We start from the raw sequence: 14,824 nt of genomic DNA on the forward strand, positions 1-14,824 counted from the left end.
AAACTTATTTACATTTAGGATGTTGTATGAGAAAAAGACATCCTATGAAGGTATTAATCGTAAGTTTGTTCGCGCTCTTTATGAGCGTTTCTTCTTGTAAGAAAAACAAATCCGGAGACTCGCAGAATCCTGGTGATGTTGCTATTAAAACCAAAGTTTTAGCCACAGGACTTTCACATGTATGGGAGGTTGTTTATGGGCCTGATAAGCAATTGTGGATTACCGAACGTTCAGGGAAAATTAGCAGAGTAAATCCGGAAACAGGTGCTGTAACGGCGCTTCATACTATTGCCGAGGTGGTATCAAAAGGTGAAGGTGGTTTGCTGGGTATGACCCTAAATCCCGACTTTGAAGCCAATCCATGGGTATATGTAGTTTATGATTACGGCTCAAATTATAAAGGGAAAGTAGTTCGGTTTACTTACTCAAACGGCACCCTGAATTCGCCTCTGGTTATTCTTGATCAGATTCCGGCAGCATCTATCCATAATGGCTCCAGGCTGCTCATTACAGCAGATAAAAAACTCCTGATTACTACCGGTGATGCAAGTGAGGCTGATAATGCACAAAACATGAATTCTTTGTCGGGCAAAATACTCAGGGTAAATCTTGACGGGTCAATTCCTGCCGATAACCCAGTTGCGGGTAGCCGCGTATGGAGCTTGGGGCATAGAAACCCGCAAGGTTTGGGGCTGGCTAATGGAAAGTTATACGAATCAGAGCATGGTCCTAATAACGATGACGAGGTTAACATCATTAAAAAAGGACGAAATTATGGCTGGCCAAATGTTGAGGGTTATTGCAACAAAGATGCTGAAAAAACATTTTGCACAGCCCATAATGTGGTAGAGCCAATTCAAGCATGGACACCTACGATAGCCACCAGCGGCTTAACTTATTACAGTGGCGATCTTATCCCTGAGTGGAAAAACTCTTTACTGCTGGTTAGCTTAAAGGCCTCTAAATTAACTCAGCTAAAACTCGATGCAGACGGTGATAAGGTTGAGACCAGTAAAGATTATCTTGTAAATGATTACGGGAGGCTAAGGGCCATTTGCATGAGTCCGGATGGTAAGGTGTATATTGGAAGTAGCAACGGCAATGATGATAAAATTATAGAAATAGCGAAATAGTTTGGTTCTAACACAATTTATAATATAATTTAGTAACAAAACTTTTAGTATGATAAACAAAGTCGTAGCAGGTGCTGATGAAGCCATCAGTGACATAAAAAACGGTAGTACTTTAATGCTTGGAGGCTTTGGTTTGTGTGGAATACCCGAAAATTGTATTGCCGCTCTGGTAAGAAAAGGGGTTAAAGAATTAACCTGTATATCAAACAATGCCGGTGTGGATGATTTTGGTATTGGCTTGATGTTGCAGCAGCATCAGGTTAAAAAGATGATCTCGTCGTATGTAGGGGAAAACGCCGAATTTGAGCGTCAGTTGTTAAGTGGTGAGTTGGAAGTAGAATTGATTCCTCAAGGCACTTTGGCTACAAGATGCATGGCAGCGGGATATGGCATGCCGGCCATTTTTACTCCTGCAGGTGTAGGTACCGAGGTTGCCGAAGGTAAGGAGACCAGAAATTTTAACGGAAAAGATTACCTGATGGAGTATGCTTTTGATGCTGATTTTGCCTTAGTAAAAGCCTGGAAAGGTGATACTGCAGGAAACCTGATCTTTAGATCTACCAGTCGCAATTTTAACCCCGTAATGGCTATGGCCGGAAAAATTACGATTGCTGAGGTGGAAGAACTTGTGGAACCCGGAGTGCTCGATCCGGATCATATTCATACTCCCGGCGTTTATGTACACCGTATTTTTCAGGGGGCTAACTACGAGAAAAGAATAGAACAACGTACGGTTAGACCAAGAAATTAATTCTATAATATATTGATATGCTCGATAAGAATGGTATTGCGAAACGTATCGCAAAAGAAATAAAAGACGGTTACTATGTGAATTTAGGAATTGGCATCCCTACGTTGGTGGCTAATTTTATCCCCCAAGGAATTAATGTGGTGCTTCAATCTGAAAATGGTTTGTTGGGTATGGGGCCTTTTCCCTTTGAAGGAGAAGAGGATGCCGATTTAATTAATGCCGGTAAACAAACTATTACTACCTTACCCGGATCTTCCATATTTGATTCGGCAATGAGTTTTGGAATGATCAGAAGCCAGAAAATTGACCTGACGATATTAGGAGCCATGGAGGTATCAGAAAATGGTGATATAGCCAATTGGAAAATACCAGGTAAAATGGTGAAAGGGATGGGAGGGGCAATGGATCTTGTTGCTTCTGCAAAGAATATTATTGTTGCCATGCAGCACGTAAATAAAGCCGGTGAAAGTAAGCTATTACCAAAATGTTCTTTACCGCTTACAGGAGTAAACTGCATAAGAAAAGTGGTAACAGAATTGGCCGTATTAGATATATTACCTGAAGGTGGATTTAGATTAGTAGAAAGGGCTCCGGGAGTGAGTGTTGATTACATCAAACAGGCCACTGCTGGTAAACTGTTCGCTGATGAGAACGCGCCCGAAATGATATTGGATTAATTTAACATAAACAGGCTTATTCGGCCTGTTTATGCTTGCAATATTTTACCTTCAGATCTACCGAGATCTCTTCGGTTATTTTGATGATGTCATCAGGTGTGTCATGATTGTTTATAATAACCTGATCACATTCGCCTTTGTAAGGCAATAAGAACTCTTTGTAAGCAGGAACCACATGATTGTGCCATTTGTAAACCACATCTTCTTCAGGGTATCCGCGTTCCATACCATCGCGTTTAATTCTGCGGTCTAATGCCACAGATTCTTCTGCCTCAACAAAAATCCTGTGATCCAGAAGGGCAGCAATTTCTTTAAAATGGAGGATAAAAAGCCCCTCAACAATGATAATAGGAGCAGGATTAATTTCCAGTATTTTGGTTATTGCTAATGGATTATTGAAATTGTATTCTTTCTTATAAACAACTTCTCCTTTTAAGAGTTTCTTAATATCAAGCAGAAACTGCTGATCATCTATGGTTGATGGCAGATCAAAGTTGTATAATTTATTCTCTTCCTGAGTCATTTCACCCGCCGGGATGTAATAATCATCCTGTGAAACTAATGTTACCTCATCATTTTTAAAATGATGTAGGAAACAATTCAAAAAGAAGGTTTTACCGGATCCACTACCACCCGCAATACCGATAATAAAGGGCTTATTATTGTTCATTCTCTTGTCCGCCGTATGTTAAATTGCAATAAAATCTTTTGTCTAAAGCTCCCAGTGCATCAGCAACTGCTTTAGTCATTACAATTATAACATCTTTTGTAGACTCATTTTCAGAAAATTTACCAACAACTTTTGCAAAGGTTGATCTGTTGCTCATTGGGTTGGTAATTTTCATTACGGTACCAATTGGAGCTGTGCGGTGTAAAACCAACATTTTAGTAGGATCGAGATCAGTATCAGAAATCCATACGGCGGTACCTTTTTCGTCGATCTGGTTTAAGCCATACCTGCTTGCCGCATATTTTAATGATGGATCTTTGATGGAATTTAGGGTGTCAAGAGGGTGTTCAGGCTCTTGCGGAGTAACAGGGTATTGACCCCTGATCCATAATTTCTGACCAACAGTTAATGAATTGTCTGTCAGGTTATTTTTAGCCTTTAACTGATCCATTGTTAACTTGTATCGTGTTGCGATAGAATACATCGTTTCGTTTGATGCAACTGTATGAATCAATAACGGCCCGTTATCTTGTTTTGCCGAATCTGGCTTCGTAGAATCTGGTTTTGAAGTGGCGGGCTTTGAAGTATCTGGCTTAACTGCTGCAGGTTTTTGGATTGGCAGTTGAGGCTTTATGCTGTCTTTTTTTACCACAACGGCCACAGGATCCTTTTGTGTATTTTCAACCGGTGGTGTGTTGATCTTTTCAGGATCTACAGTTGCCAATGGTGTTCCATCCGGAGATTTTGTAGCAGGGATTTTTAGTATCTGACCAATTTGTAAGTTTATTGAACGAAGATTATTAACCCTTTTGATTTCGTTTACAGTAGTGCCGTATTTTTCGGCAAGCATATTAAGGTTTTCTTTTTTCTGAACGGCATGTTCTATAAGATTGCCCTCGGTAGGCGTGTCAGTAACTGCGGGCGTTGCGGTTTCTTTAGTGCTTGCAGTAGCAGTCGGATTTCCGTTAAATGGGATGTCAGTAGGTACTTTAATGATTACACCAATTTGAAGGTACTTGTTGTCATTAAAAGTCATAATATACTTAGGAACAACGTTATATCTTCTTCCTAATGAGTAATAGGTGTCTTTTGCGACAATCTTATGGATGATCAATTTTTTACCATTGTAATTTTCAACCCCAATTGAATCCCTGGTGTTTGCTTTAGCAGCTGAAAAACTAAGAAGTACGGCAAAGAATGATACTATATAATATTTATACATTAATTTTCTGATAAAGTAATTTCGCAATTATACGAATAATAAAAATAACCCCTGAATTGATACTATAAACGTTGCTTATGATTTACTATTGTATGTTTAAGAACATTTTTCAAACCATTTTAATTAGGTATTGTTATATTTTCAATTCCTGTTAAGGGCGACAAAATAAAAAAATAAATACTATGGACGCAAAAGAAATCAGTTTAAATGAAAAGAAAGTAAAACCCGTTGTAGATATGCTTAACGATTATTTAGCAAACTACCACGTTCATTATCAGAAATTAAGAGGATGCCACTGGAACATTAAGGGCCAGAATTTTTTTACACTGCACATAAAATTTGAGGAGTTATATACCAATGCGCAACTTACAATTGATGAGATTGCTGAACGTGTTTTGACACTTGGGAAACCACCTCATAGTCGTTTCGCTGACTATATTAAAGAATCTGCGATAAAAGAAATTGATACCATAGGCTTAAAGGATTTGGATATGGTGGATGCCGTTCTGGACGATATGGCTAAACTAATCGAAATAGAACGCGAACTCCTTGAAGCAACCGATAAAGCCGGCGATGACGGATCTAACGATATGGTAAACAGGTTTATGCAGTTCAAAGAAAAAAATACCTGGATGCTTCGTTCATTTGCAGGCAAGAAATAATCCCCATCTCGTCATCTCGACAACAGGAGAGATCCCTTGGTTATGCCCGTTTGCTTCACAGCTACTGTGCGTTTTCAAGAGATCTCTCCTGTTGTCGAGATGACGATTTGTATCATAGCATAACTATATCTTTGGATATCAAGTTGCCTTTAAATATCAAGTTCTTTAATATCTTTGGCATGTAATGGGATATAAAAGTTTAGCAGACTGTGTTGCCGATCTTGAAAAGCATGGGCATTTAATCAGGATAAAAGAAGAAGTTGATCCTTACCTTGAAATGGCTGCAATACATCTAAGGGTGTATGAGCAGCAAGGACCGGCATTGTACTTTGAGAAGGTTAAGGGAAGTAAATTTCCTGCTGTTTCCAATTTGTTTGGAACATTAGAACGTTCCAAATTCATGTTTCGCGATAGCCTGCCTAAAGTTGAACAACTGGTAAACCTTAGATCTGACCCTGTTAAAGCACTAAAAAATCCTTTTAAATTACCAGGTATCGCTTTTACTGCATTAACAGCACTTCCCTTAAAGCAAAGCCTGTTTAAAGCTAATTTTAGCAAAACTACCATCAGCGAATTACCTCAGATTGTGAACTGGCCAATGGATGGAGGCCCTTTTATTACCATGCCCCAGGTTTATACAGAAGATATCGATAAACCGGGCGTGTTAAATGCAAATCTGGGTATGTATAGAATACAGTTGGCGGGCAATGATTACGAAACCAACAAAGAAATAGGATTACATTATCAAATACATAGGGGTATAGGTGTTCATCAATCTAAAGCCAATGCAAAAGGACTGCCTTTAAAGGTGAGTATTTTTGTTGGTGGTCCACCTTCTCATCCTTTGGCTGCGGTAATGCCTTTGCCCGAAGGCCTTTCGGAAATGACTTTTGCAGGAGCCTTAGGTAACAGAAGGTTCAGGTACTTTTATGATGATGAGGGATTCTGCATTTCTGCAGATGCTGATTTCGTAATAACAGGTACTGTTTATCCGCAAGAGAACAAGCCAGAAGGACCGTTTGGGGATCATTTGGGTTACTATAGCCTTACCCATCCTTTTCCATTAATGAAGGTGCATAATGTTTATCACCGGAACGATGCAATATGGTCGTTTACCGTAGTAGGTAGGCCTCCTCAGGAAGATACCAGTTTTGGTGCATTGATTCATGAGATTGCAGGATCGGCCTTGCCAAAAGAAATACATGGATTAAAAGAAGTAAATGCTGTTGATGCAGCAGGGGTACACCCTTTATTATTTGCCATTGGAAGTGAGCGTTATACACCATATCTTAAGGAAAGAAGGCCTCAGGAAATTTTAACTATTGCAAACCATATTCTTGGTAAGAATCAGTTAAGCTTAGCTAAGTACTTATTTATTGCTGCCAGAGAAGATAATGAACAGTTAGATACTCATGATCTTTCTGGTTTTATACAACATGTATTGGAACGTATTGATCTTACAAGGGATCTGCATTTTCATACCAAAACAACTATTGATACTTTAGATTACAGTGGAGAGGGGTTAAACAGTGGTTCTAAAGTAGTGTTTGCTGCGGCAGGAGAGAAAAAGAGAGTGCTTGCGACCGAACCTCCCGAAGGTTTTGTAATGCCTGCTGATTTCTGTTCTGTTAAGCTTGCTATTCCAGGTGTAATGGCTTTGCAGCTTCCGGCTTATACTAGCGCCAGAGCGGCAAAAGATGAGGTAGCTCTATTAGAGGAAGCTGTAAAAGGTAAAGATTTAAGTGGTATACCGCTAATTGTGCTTTGTGATGATGCTGAATTTACTGCTCAGAATATAAACAATTTGGTATGGGTAACCTTTACGCGTAGCAATCCGGCAACTGATATTCATGGTATTTCGGAGTTTATTGATGATAAACACTGGGGCTGTAATGGGCCTGTGATAATTGATGCACGTAAAAAACCGCACCACGCGCCTGAGTTATTGAAAGTACCCGAAATAGAAGAAAAAGTAAATAGACTAGGTGAGAACGGGGCCTCGTTATTTGGAGTGATCTAGTTTAATAAAAAAAAGATTGATATACGATAGTATAGAGGGTAAAAACTGAGTTTTAATAGAGAATAGTCGTTCAGAATCGTTGCAAAGTCGTTTATTTTATAGCGCATTTTCGTCATCTCGACGATAGGAGAGACCTCTTGATTATGCGAATTTGCGGCTACTTCTCGATCAAGAGAGCTCTCCTATCGTCGAGATGACGAGAAGAATGACTATCATAATAACTTTTAAAACCTCAATCCAAAGGTTAAAAATACATTGTTTCTTGACGTTTTAATATCAGCAACAGGTTCTAAAGGGTTGTCGTTTGTTCCAAGTAAATAAGGAGACAGCTCTGTGTTTGTTTCTGTACGTTGGTAAGCAACATCAACATAATAGTTGTTAATTCGATAGCCAAGTCCACCAGAATAAAACTGAGTGGCGAAATGCCCATTATCATCACCTTGTATTGCGCTTCCATTAACACCGTAACCACCCCTTAAGCTAAATGCATTATCTATTTTATATTCTGCTCCAAGTCTAAAGTTAACGGCTTGTTTATAATTGTCTCTTACTGAATTGTTTTCGTCTACAATTGTTGCCGGATCTAGCCCCTGATCAGTTGAGAAACGAATCGTACTGTAATCAACATAATCCACATCGGCAGAGATCAAAGCTTTACCTGCAATTACATAACTAGCGCCCAAAGATCCTTTTAAAGGTGTCCTAACACGGTAATTGAATGGATAGTTTTGTACAGTGCCATTAAGGCTTCCTGCGTTAGCACCACCAACAATTTTGGAGTCTAAAACTATTGAGGTATTGTCTTCAATAAGCATCCATGAAGGAGATTGTAAGGTTGCTCCAATTCTAAAGTTTTCAACCGGTCTAACAATTATCCCTAAACGGGCATTGTATCCTGATCCTTTTGATTCCTGATTTTGTCTGTAAGATAGGTTGTACTTTGAGTTGTCAACCATTGTTCCTGATTCAGTAAACTCACTGTCGTTGATGTAACGAACATTTACCAATGAGACACTTGCTCCTATATACACCTGGTTAGAAATGTTAATAGCTCCCGATGCGGTAAGTTCAGATGTTGAACCTGATCTTATTTCACTTTTCTTTTGTGTGTTAGGTACATTTGTAGACGCAAAATATTCGTCTTTTACCCCATCGTAATCTAAAAGGTACCCATCATAAGCGTCTTTTTGTACAGAGCCATTTGTTAAGCCGTTTGAATTTGCCAGATCACCAAAATAATCTACGATTGAATTACTTGGGTTTGATCCACCGTAATTGAAATTAGCGGTAAAATCATTGTTTCTGTTGTAGGCAATTCCGAACACAGTACTTACCACCCCGCGTTGGGTGTCTTGCCCTTTCATTCTAATAGCGGGGCTAAAAAGTACCAGACCAATATGGTTAAGGTTTACGTTGTCTTTTGTGGATTTTGTGTTTTGGTTCAGAAAGTTTGCATTTCCAGAGAAATTATTGAATTCAGGAGTTACACTGAATTCAGATTTAGTGAACATTCCAAGTCCTGCCGGGTTACCGCCAATTGAACTCATGTCTCCGCCAACTCCAATTTGCGCTCCACCCATACTTTTAAATCTGGAGGTGCTACCATAATTGGTTTGAGAGAATTTTAAAGCATCAGGCGAGTAAATCTGGGCGTATGTTGTTCCTGAGATGGCTACTGTAGCCACCAGAGATAGTATCAGTTTTTTCATGTATCTTAATAATAGATTTTAAGTGCACCCTGCGTGATGCAGGGCACTTTAAGTTATCCTCTTCCTGATCTTGATGATCTGCCACCGCCACCACCGCCGCCGCTGCTACCACTGCTGCTTCTTCCACCACCACTGCTTTCTCTTGCAGGAGGGCTGTAGCTAGGTCTGCTTTCTGGCTGACGGGCCGGAGCACTTTCTCTTGTAGGTCTTACAGTTTCAGTACGCGTAGGTCTTGTTGCTTCGCCACGAGAAGGTCTGGTAGATTGGCCATCAGACGGTACTCTGCCCGGTCTTGTTGAAACTGTTCCATCAGCATTAGTTCTTGAAGGTCTGGCTCTGTTAGGAATGATATTTCCATCAGCATCTACTCTGGTTGCCGGTCTTGCATATCTGCGATTCACGCCAACTCCATTTTCTCTACCCACAGATGGTCTGGCCCTGTAATCAGGTACATTGGTAGTTCTGCCGGTGTAATAGCCACCGCCCCACAGTCCGCCACCCCATAAACCACCGCCCCAAAGGCCTCCTCCGTAATAGCCACCGCCGTAGTAGTAGTTATTCCAGCCAAAGTTGTTGTAACCCCAGAAAGGAGAACTTGCAAATCCCCAGCCTCCATAAGGAGAATTCCAGTAGCTGTTGTAGAATGGACTATATCCAAAGTCCAATGAACCAGAAGAATACCACCCAGAATAATAATATGGATCGTAGTAAGTTCTGAAAGGACTTGAGTAATAAAATCTGTTTATACGAGATGAGTAATCCTGATCGTAATAGTAATCACTTGTTCCGTAATAATCACTCTCATCATATTGTTCATCAGCATATTGCTGATCGTCGTATCGAGGTTGCTGTACTTGTTGAGGAGCGGGGGTATAAACCTTTGCCTTCACCGTACTGCTATAAACGTCATCATCAGTATTGGCACTTTGCTGCGCAAGCCTTGGCGCAGAGCAAGACGTAACAGCTATGGCTGCTAAGACGAGCATTCCTGTGAATAAATGGTTAGGTTTCATAACTATATGTGTTGTTTGTGTGTTGCAATTTTTTTGTAGGTATAAATTTATAAATTTGTAGCCTACATTACAAGTCATTTAACACAAAAAACGTTCCATTCAGCTATGAGCAAAGGCATTACAAGTAAAAACGAAGATTATTCCCAGTGGTATAACGACATTGTTATAAAAGCTGACCTGGCAGAACACTCATCCGTTAAGGGATGTATGGTGATAAAACCTTATGGATACTCCATTTGGGAGAAGATGCAGGCTATTTTAGACCAAAAATTTAAAGATACAGGACACAGTAATGCTTATTTCCCGTTATTCATTCCAAAGTCATATTTTTCAAAGGAAGCTTCTCATGTTGAAGGTTTTGCAACAGAATGTGCCGTTGTGACACATTATCGTCTTAAAAATGATGGAAATGGGAACATTATTGTTGATGAAACAGCCAAATTGGAAGAAGAATTGATCGTTAGACCAACCTCTGAAACCATCATTTGGAATACTTATAGAGGATGGATTCAATCCTACAGGGATCTTCCTTTGTTGATAAATCAATGGGCAAATGTTGTGCGTTGGGAAATGCGTACCCGTTTGTTCTTGCGTACTACTGAGTTTTTATGGCAGGAAGGACATACCGCTCACTCAACTTCTGATGAGGCAATTGAAGAGACAAGAAAGATGCTTGATGTTTACGCAGATTTTGCTGAAAACTGGATGGGTTTGCCAGTGGTAAAAGGTGTAAAAACGCCAAATGAGCGTTTTGCAGGAGCCTTAGATACGTATTGCATTGAAGCATTAATGCAGGATGGAAAGGCGTTGCAAGCTGGAACTTCTCACTTCCTTGGACAGAACTTTGCTAAAGCATTTGATGTAAAATTCACGAACAAAGAAGGTAAGATAGAGCACGTTTGGGCAAGCTCGTGGGGTGTTTCTACACGTTTAATTGGTGCATTGATTATGGCGCATAGCGATGATGCCGGTCTGGTACTTCCTCCAAAACTAGCTCCAATACAAGTTGTTATTGTTCCTATTTACAAAGGCGATGAGGAGTTAAGTAAGATCTCAACATTTGTTGACGAATTAATGCCAAAGCTGAAACGTTTAGGGATTTCTGTAAAATACGACGACCGTGATACGCAGCGTCCGGGCTTTAAGTTTGCTGAATATGAGCTTAAAGGGGTGCCAATTCGTCTGGCTATTGGTGGTAGAGATATGGAAAACGGCACCGTTGAGCTTGCAAGAAGAGATACCAGAGAAAAACAAACTGTAATTCAGGAAGGCCTTGAAATTCATATTGCACAGCTTTTAGAAGAGATTCAACAAAATATCTATAACAAAGCCTTCGACTATAGAACTGAGCATACTACTGATGCCAATTCTTATGATGAGTTTAAAGAATTGCTTGATGGTAAAGCCGGATTTATTGCTGCACATTGGGATGGAACACCTGAAACAGAGCAAAAAATTAAAGAAGAGACTAAAGCTACCATTAGGTGTATCCCGTTAGATAATAAGCTGGAAGAAGGGGTTTGTATTTACTCAGGTAAGCCATCTACCCAAAGGGTATTATTTGCACGCGCTTACTAAATTTTAATGGAATGGAAACTGACAACTACAGTAAAATACTGAGCGAATTCGAGAGTAAAGCTTCATTAAAACAAAAGATATTTAGAAACACTACTGAGGTCTTTGGCTTGCTGAAGACCCAGCTTTCTAAAATTGCGGTTAAGCTGCAAACAGATTATGTGGTCAAAGATCCCTCTGTTGAAGTGCATTTTAAGGAAAGCGGTAAATTTGAAGGTCAGCTTAAGTTTTCAGGTGATATGTTGATGGTTTCTATGCATACCAATGTGTTTGCCTTTGATAAAACACATTCCATATACCAAACAAAGTACATCAAAGAAGATGAGTCTCTAAGTTTTTGTGGAACTATTTATATCCATAATTTCCTTGCTGATTCTGTGAAATATAACAGGTTGGCAGATGAGGGATCGCTGATTGCACGTATACTGGTTAATAAGGAAAAGCATTTTATGGTTGAGGGGGAGGGGGCGCTTGATTTCTTATACCAAAGCATGGCTGAAAACGTTGTAACGGAAGAAAAGCTAACAGATATTATAGAGCGATCTATTCTTCACTGTCTGGACTCTGATCTTTTATTACCCCCTTTTGCAGAAATAAAAGAAGTAACTTTAAATCAAAAACAATCAATGCTGGCTTCAAGCGGTTATCCAACCAGTAAAAACCTGGGTTACCAGTTTAAATCAGAAATTGAGCAGAACGATAATATATGAAATTTGCAACTAAAGCGATCCACGCCGGACAAGAGCCTGATCCTACAACGGGAGCAGTGATGACCCCGATTTATCAAACCTCTACTTACTGGCAGAAGGCGCCAGGTGACCACAAAGGGTTTGAATATTCGAGGGGTACTAATCCAACTCGTAAAGCACTTGAAGATTGTTTGGCAGCATTAGAAAATGCTAAATATGGACTGGCTTTTTCGAGCGGAATGGGCGCTACAGATACTGTATTAAGGTTATTGAAGCCTGGCGATGAAGTGATTACGGGGAACGATCTTTATGGTGGTTCTTATCGCATATTTACCAAGGTTTATGAAAAGTATGGCATTAAGTTTCATTTTCTGGATTTATCGAAACCGGAAAACATACTGCCACACATCAATGAAAATACTAAATTGGTCTGGATAGAAACGCCAACCAATCCAACAATGAGGATCATTGACATTGAGGGTGTTGCTAAAATTACTAAACAGCATAAGTTAATTCTTACTGTTGATAATACTTTTGCATCTCCATATTTGCAGAATCCAATGGACTTAGGTGCTGATATTGTGATGCACTCTGTAACCAAATACATTGGTGGTCACTCTGATGTGGTAATGGGCGCTTTGCTTGTAAACGATGATCAGCTTTATAAGGACCTTTGGTTTATTTACAATGCCTGCGGAGCAACTCCAGGACCTCAGGATTCATTTTTGGTGCTGAGAGGTATTAAAACGCTTCACTTAAGAATGAAAGCGCATTGTGAGAACGGAGAGAAAGTGGCCCGTTATCTTAAAAATCATCCAAAAATTGATAAGATCTACTGGCCGGGTTTCGAAGATCATCCTAACCATGATATTGCAAAAAAACAAATGCGTGGTTTTGGGGGTATGGTGTCTATAACATTAAAAGGTGCTGATCTTCAGGAAACATTCCGCGTGGCTTCTTCTTTTAAGGTTTTTACACTTGCAGAATCTCTTGGCGGAGTAGAATCTTTAATTAACCATCCAACTACAATGACTCATGGTTCTATCCCTAAAGCAGAACGTGAGAAAGTAGGAGTTACAGATAACCTGTTGCGCTTAAGTGTTGGTGTGGAGGATATTGATGATTTGCTCGCCGATTTAGAACAGGCATTAAGTTAATTCAGCAAGTCATCTCGTCATTCCGTCATCTCGAAAGAAGAGAGAGATCTCCTTGAATATCCTGACCAAGAGATCTCTCAATCGTTCCTCATTTCGAGATGACGTATTGTAAACCTCGAGATTACATAATTTAATTAATACAGTTATCTTAAACATTACACCTTGGAATTTTTAGAACTTAAAGAATTTTTGGATGTAAAGGTTGATCAGTATAACCGACCAAACTTTATTCAAAATGACCCCATCTGTATTCCACACCAGTATACTAAGAAACAAGATATTGAAATTGCTGCTTTTTTTGCGGCAATTTTAGCTTGGGGGCAACGAAAGACCATCATTAACAAGTGTATTGAGCTGTTTGAGCGGATGGATAATGATCCGCATAATTTTATGCTGCATCATGGCGAGGATGATTTAAAGCGATTGCTGGGTTTTAAACACAGAACTTTTAACGATACGGATCTTCTGTATTTCGTGGCATTTTTTAATCAGCACTATCAACAGTTCGATAGCCTTGAGACAGCATTTTTATCTCCTTCTGATGTTTTTAGAACTGATTTTTTAACTGATGAGCTTCAACATGGATACACAAAGTATGCTTCTTCGAGCTGCATGTTATCAGAGTTAACTCAGCAGGAGCCAAAAACTGAAAGATCTCTTAATTATTTCAGGTCTTATTTCTTTTCTCTTCCAGACTATCCCAGACGAACGATAAAGCATGTTTCTTCGCCAATGCAAAAATCAACCTGTAAGCGTTTAAATATGTTTTTAAGATGGATGGTAAGGAAAGATAATAAGGGTGTTGATTTCGGGATCTGGAACACAATTAAGCCTTCAGATTTGATATGTCCATGTGATGTGCATGTGGATAGGGTAGCGCGTAAGCTTGGCTTAATTGAAAGAAAACAGACGGATTGGCGCACTGCAGTGGAACTTACAAATGAACTGCTTAAATTTGATCCTATGGATCCGGTTAAATATGATTTTGCATTGTTTGGCTTAGGTGTAGAGGAGAAATTTTAAAGCTATTATGGTTACTTTTAAAGCAGAAATAGAGCGTTTTGCCGAAATGGGGGAAAAAACAGGCTGGACTTATGTTTTTATTCCACTTGCTATTGCCAATATGATTAAACCCGATTGCAGGAAGAGTTATCGGGTAAAGGGTCGTTTGGATCACATTGAAATTGAAGGCATAGCACTTGTGCCCATGGGAGAGGGGAACTTTATTATGGCGCTAAATGCGGGCATTCGCAAGCAGCTCAAGAAAGATCTGGGTGGAGTTTTAGAACTGGCTTTAGAAGAGGATACAACTTTTAAAATAGAGGTGCCAGAAGATCTGGAGGTCTGCCTTTCTGATGAGCCTCATCTGCTTAAAAACTTTTTAAAACAACCTAAATCACATCAAAATTGGTATATCAATTGGCTTAACTCGGCTAAAACAGAAGCTACCCGTACCAAAAGAATTGTGAAGATCGTTTTAGCTATGGATAAGGATTGGGATTTTGGAACGATGATGCGTGATGGAAAGCCGAGAAAAGAGGAATAG

General features: G+C 39.6%; 14 protein-coding genes. 10 read left to right on the plus strand and 4 right to left on the minus strand.

The features are described 5' to 3' along the window. Positions 1 to 44: 44 nt before the first annotated feature. Genes AC1DDK_RS04845 through AC1DDK_RS04855 form a run of 3 tightly spaced genes read left to right on the plus strand, consistent with a single transcriptional unit; the run spans position 45 to position 2,561 of the window. Positions 45 to 1,133 carry a PQQ-dependent sugar dehydrogenase gene (locus AC1DDK_RS04845; RefSeq protein ID WP_337716609.1) on the plus strand — a complete coding sequence of 363 codons (1,089 nt, stop codon included), beginning with the start codon at positions 45 to 47 and terminating at the stop codon, positions 1,131 to 1,133. 49 nt (positions 1,134 to 1,182) lie between these two features. Continuing rightward, positions 1,183 to 1,884 carry a CoA transferase subunit A gene (locus tag AC1DDK_RS04850; RefSeq protein ID WP_068889605.1) on the plus strand — a complete coding sequence of 234 codons (702 nt, stop codon included), beginning with the start codon at positions 1,183 to 1,185 and terminating at the stop codon, positions 1,882 to 1,884. 17 nt (positions 1,885 to 1,901) lie between these two features. After that, entirely contained in the window at positions 1,902 to 2,561 is a 660-nt protein-coding gene (locus tag AC1DDK_RS04855) for a 3-oxoacid CoA-transferase subunit B (RefSeq protein ID WP_337716611.1), read from the plus strand. 16 nt (positions 2,562 to 2,577) lie between these two features. Here the strand turns inward: AC1DDK_RS04855 and AC1DDK_RS04860 are convergent, their stop codons facing one another. Continuing rightward, complete coding sequence (locus AC1DDK_RS04860; protein WP_288879059.1) at positions 2,578 to 3,231, minus strand: uridine kinase family protein; 654 nt, start codon at positions 3,229 to 3,231, stop codon at positions 2,578 to 2,580. After that, positions 3,221 to 4,453 carry a LysM peptidoglycan-binding domain-containing protein gene (locus AC1DDK_RS04865; RefSeq protein ID WP_337716613.1) on the minus strand — a complete coding sequence of 411 codons (1,233 nt, stop codon included), beginning with the start codon at positions 4,451 to 4,453 and terminating at the stop codon, positions 3,221 to 3,223. Before AC1DDK_RS04865 ends, AC1DDK_RS04860 begins: the two co-directional genes overlap by 11 nt. A gap of 182 nt (positions 4,454 to 4,635) precedes the next feature. Here AC1DDK_RS04865 and AC1DDK_RS04870 point away from each other — a divergent pair, with 182 nt between their 5' ends. Together AC1DDK_RS04870 and AC1DDK_RS04875 are read left to right on the plus strand one after the other, a co-directional pair. Further along, entirely contained in the window at positions 4,636 to 5,115 is a 480-nt protein-coding gene (locus AC1DDK_RS04870; RefSeq protein WP_172659893.1) for a Dps family protein, read from the plus strand. Positions 5,116 to 5,299: 184 nt separating this feature from the next. Continuing rightward, complete coding sequence (locus AC1DDK_RS04875) at positions 5,300 to 7,135, plus strand: UbiD family decarboxylase (protein WP_337716615.1); 1,836 nt, start codon at positions 5,300 to 5,302, stop codon at positions 7,133 to 7,135. Between the two features lie 224 nt (positions 7,136 to 7,359). On the opposite strand, the gene AC1DDK_RS04880 is transcribed toward AC1DDK_RS04875, so the two are convergent. Continuing rightward, positions 7,360 to 8,844, minus strand: a complete 1,485-nt coding sequence (locus tag AC1DDK_RS04880; RefSeq protein ID WP_337716617.1) for an OmpP1/FadL family transporter — start codon at positions 8,842 to 8,844, stop codon at positions 7,360 to 7,362. 53 nt (positions 8,845 to 8,897) lie between these two features. Further along, positions 8,898 to 9,857, minus strand: coding sequence for a hypothetical protein (locus tag AC1DDK_RS04885; protein WP_172659896.1), 960 nt, complete (start codon positions 9,855 to 9,857; stop codon positions 8,898 to 8,900). Positions 9,858 to 9,962: 105 nt separating this feature from the next. Here AC1DDK_RS04885 and proS point away from each other — a divergent pair, with 105 nt between their 5' ends. The 5 genes from proS to AC1DDK_RS04910 all read left to right on the plus strand — a co-directional run bounded on the left by proS (position 9,963) and on the right by AC1DDK_RS04910 (position 14,824). Beyond that, positions 9,963 to 11,435, plus strand: coding sequence for a proline--tRNA ligase (gene proS / locus AC1DDK_RS04890; protein WP_172659897.1), 1,473 nt, complete (start codon positions 9,963 to 9,965; stop codon positions 11,433 to 11,435). A gap of 11 nt (positions 11,436 to 11,446) precedes the next feature. Then, positions 11,447 to 12,142: a hypothetical protein gene (locus AC1DDK_RS04895; protein WP_172659898.1), complete on the plus strand. Its 696-nt coding sequence runs from the start codon at positions 11,447 to 11,449 to the stop codon at positions 12,140 to 12,142. Further along, positions 12,139 to 13,278 carry a cystathionine gamma-synthase gene (locus tag AC1DDK_RS04900; protein ID WP_337716619.1) on the plus strand — a complete coding sequence of 380 codons (1,140 nt, stop codon included), beginning with the start codon at positions 12,139 to 12,141 and terminating at the stop codon, positions 13,276 to 13,278. The genes AC1DDK_RS04895 and AC1DDK_RS04900 overlap by 4 nt, the downstream gene beginning before the upstream one ends. Positions 13,279 to 13,440: 162 nt before the next feature. Next, a complete protein-coding gene (locus tag AC1DDK_RS04905) occupies positions 13,441 to 14,301 on the plus strand; it encodes a TIGR02757 family protein (RefSeq protein ID WP_288879063.1) in 861 nt (286 codons plus the stop codon). 7 nt (positions 14,302 to 14,308) lie between these two features. Next, entirely contained in the window at positions 14,309 to 14,824 is a 516-nt protein-coding gene (locus AC1DDK_RS04910) for a YdeI/OmpD-associated family protein (protein ID WP_172659901.1), read from the plus strand.

The sequence above is a fragment of the Pedobacter sp. 05T44 genome (genome assembly GCF_056395985.1).

Bases quoted from the DNA above. Each gene is read 5' to 3' on its own strand.
- AC1DDK_RS04845 (WP_337716609.1), top strand. From the start codon at position 45: ATGAAGGTATTAATCGTAAGTTTGTTCGCGCTCTTTATGAGCGTTTCT.
- AC1DDK_RS04850 (WP_068889605.1), top strand. From the start codon at position 1,183: ATGATAAACAAAGTCGTAGCAGGTGCTGATGAAGCCATCAGTGACATA.
- AC1DDK_RS04855 (WP_337716611.1), top strand. From the start codon at position 1,902: ATGCTCGATAAGAATGGTATTGCGAAACGTATCGCAAAAGAAATAAAA.
- AC1DDK_RS04860 (WP_288879059.1), bottom strand. From the start codon at position 3,231: ATGAACAATAATAAGCCCTTTATTATCGGTATTGCGGGTGGTAGTGGA.
- AC1DDK_RS04865 (WP_337716613.1), bottom strand. From the start codon at position 4,453: ATGTATAAATATTATATAGTATCATTCTTTGCCGTACTTCTTAGTTTT.
- AC1DDK_RS04870 (WP_172659893.1), top strand. From the start codon at position 4,636: ATGGACGCAAAAGAAATCAGTTTAAATGAAAAGAAAGTAAAACCCGTT.
- AC1DDK_RS04875 (WP_337716615.1), top strand. From the start codon at position 5,300: ATGGGATATAAAAGTTTAGCAGACTGTGTTGCCGATCTTGAAAAGCAT.
- AC1DDK_RS04880 (WP_337716617.1), bottom strand. From the start codon at position 8,844: ATGAAAAAACTGATACTATCTCTGGTGGCTACAGTAGCCATCTCAGGA.
- AC1DDK_RS04885 (WP_172659896.1), bottom strand. From the start codon at position 9,857: ATGAAACCTAACCATTTATTCACAGGAATGCTCGTCTTAGCAGCCATA.
- proS (WP_172659897.1), top strand. From the start codon at position 9,963: ATGAGCAAAGGCATTACAAGTAAAAACGAAGATTATTCCCAGTGGTAT.
- AC1DDK_RS04895 (WP_172659898.1), top strand. From the start codon at position 11,447: ATGGAAACTGACAACTACAGTAAAATACTGAGCGAATTCGAGAGTAAA.
- AC1DDK_RS04900 (WP_337716619.1), top strand. From the start codon at position 12,139: ATGAAATTTGCAACTAAAGCGATCCACGCCGGACAAGAGCCTGATCCT.
- AC1DDK_RS04910 (WP_172659901.1), top strand. From the start codon at position 14,309: ATGGTTACTTTTAAAGCAGAAATAGAGCGTTTTGCCGAAATGGGGGAA.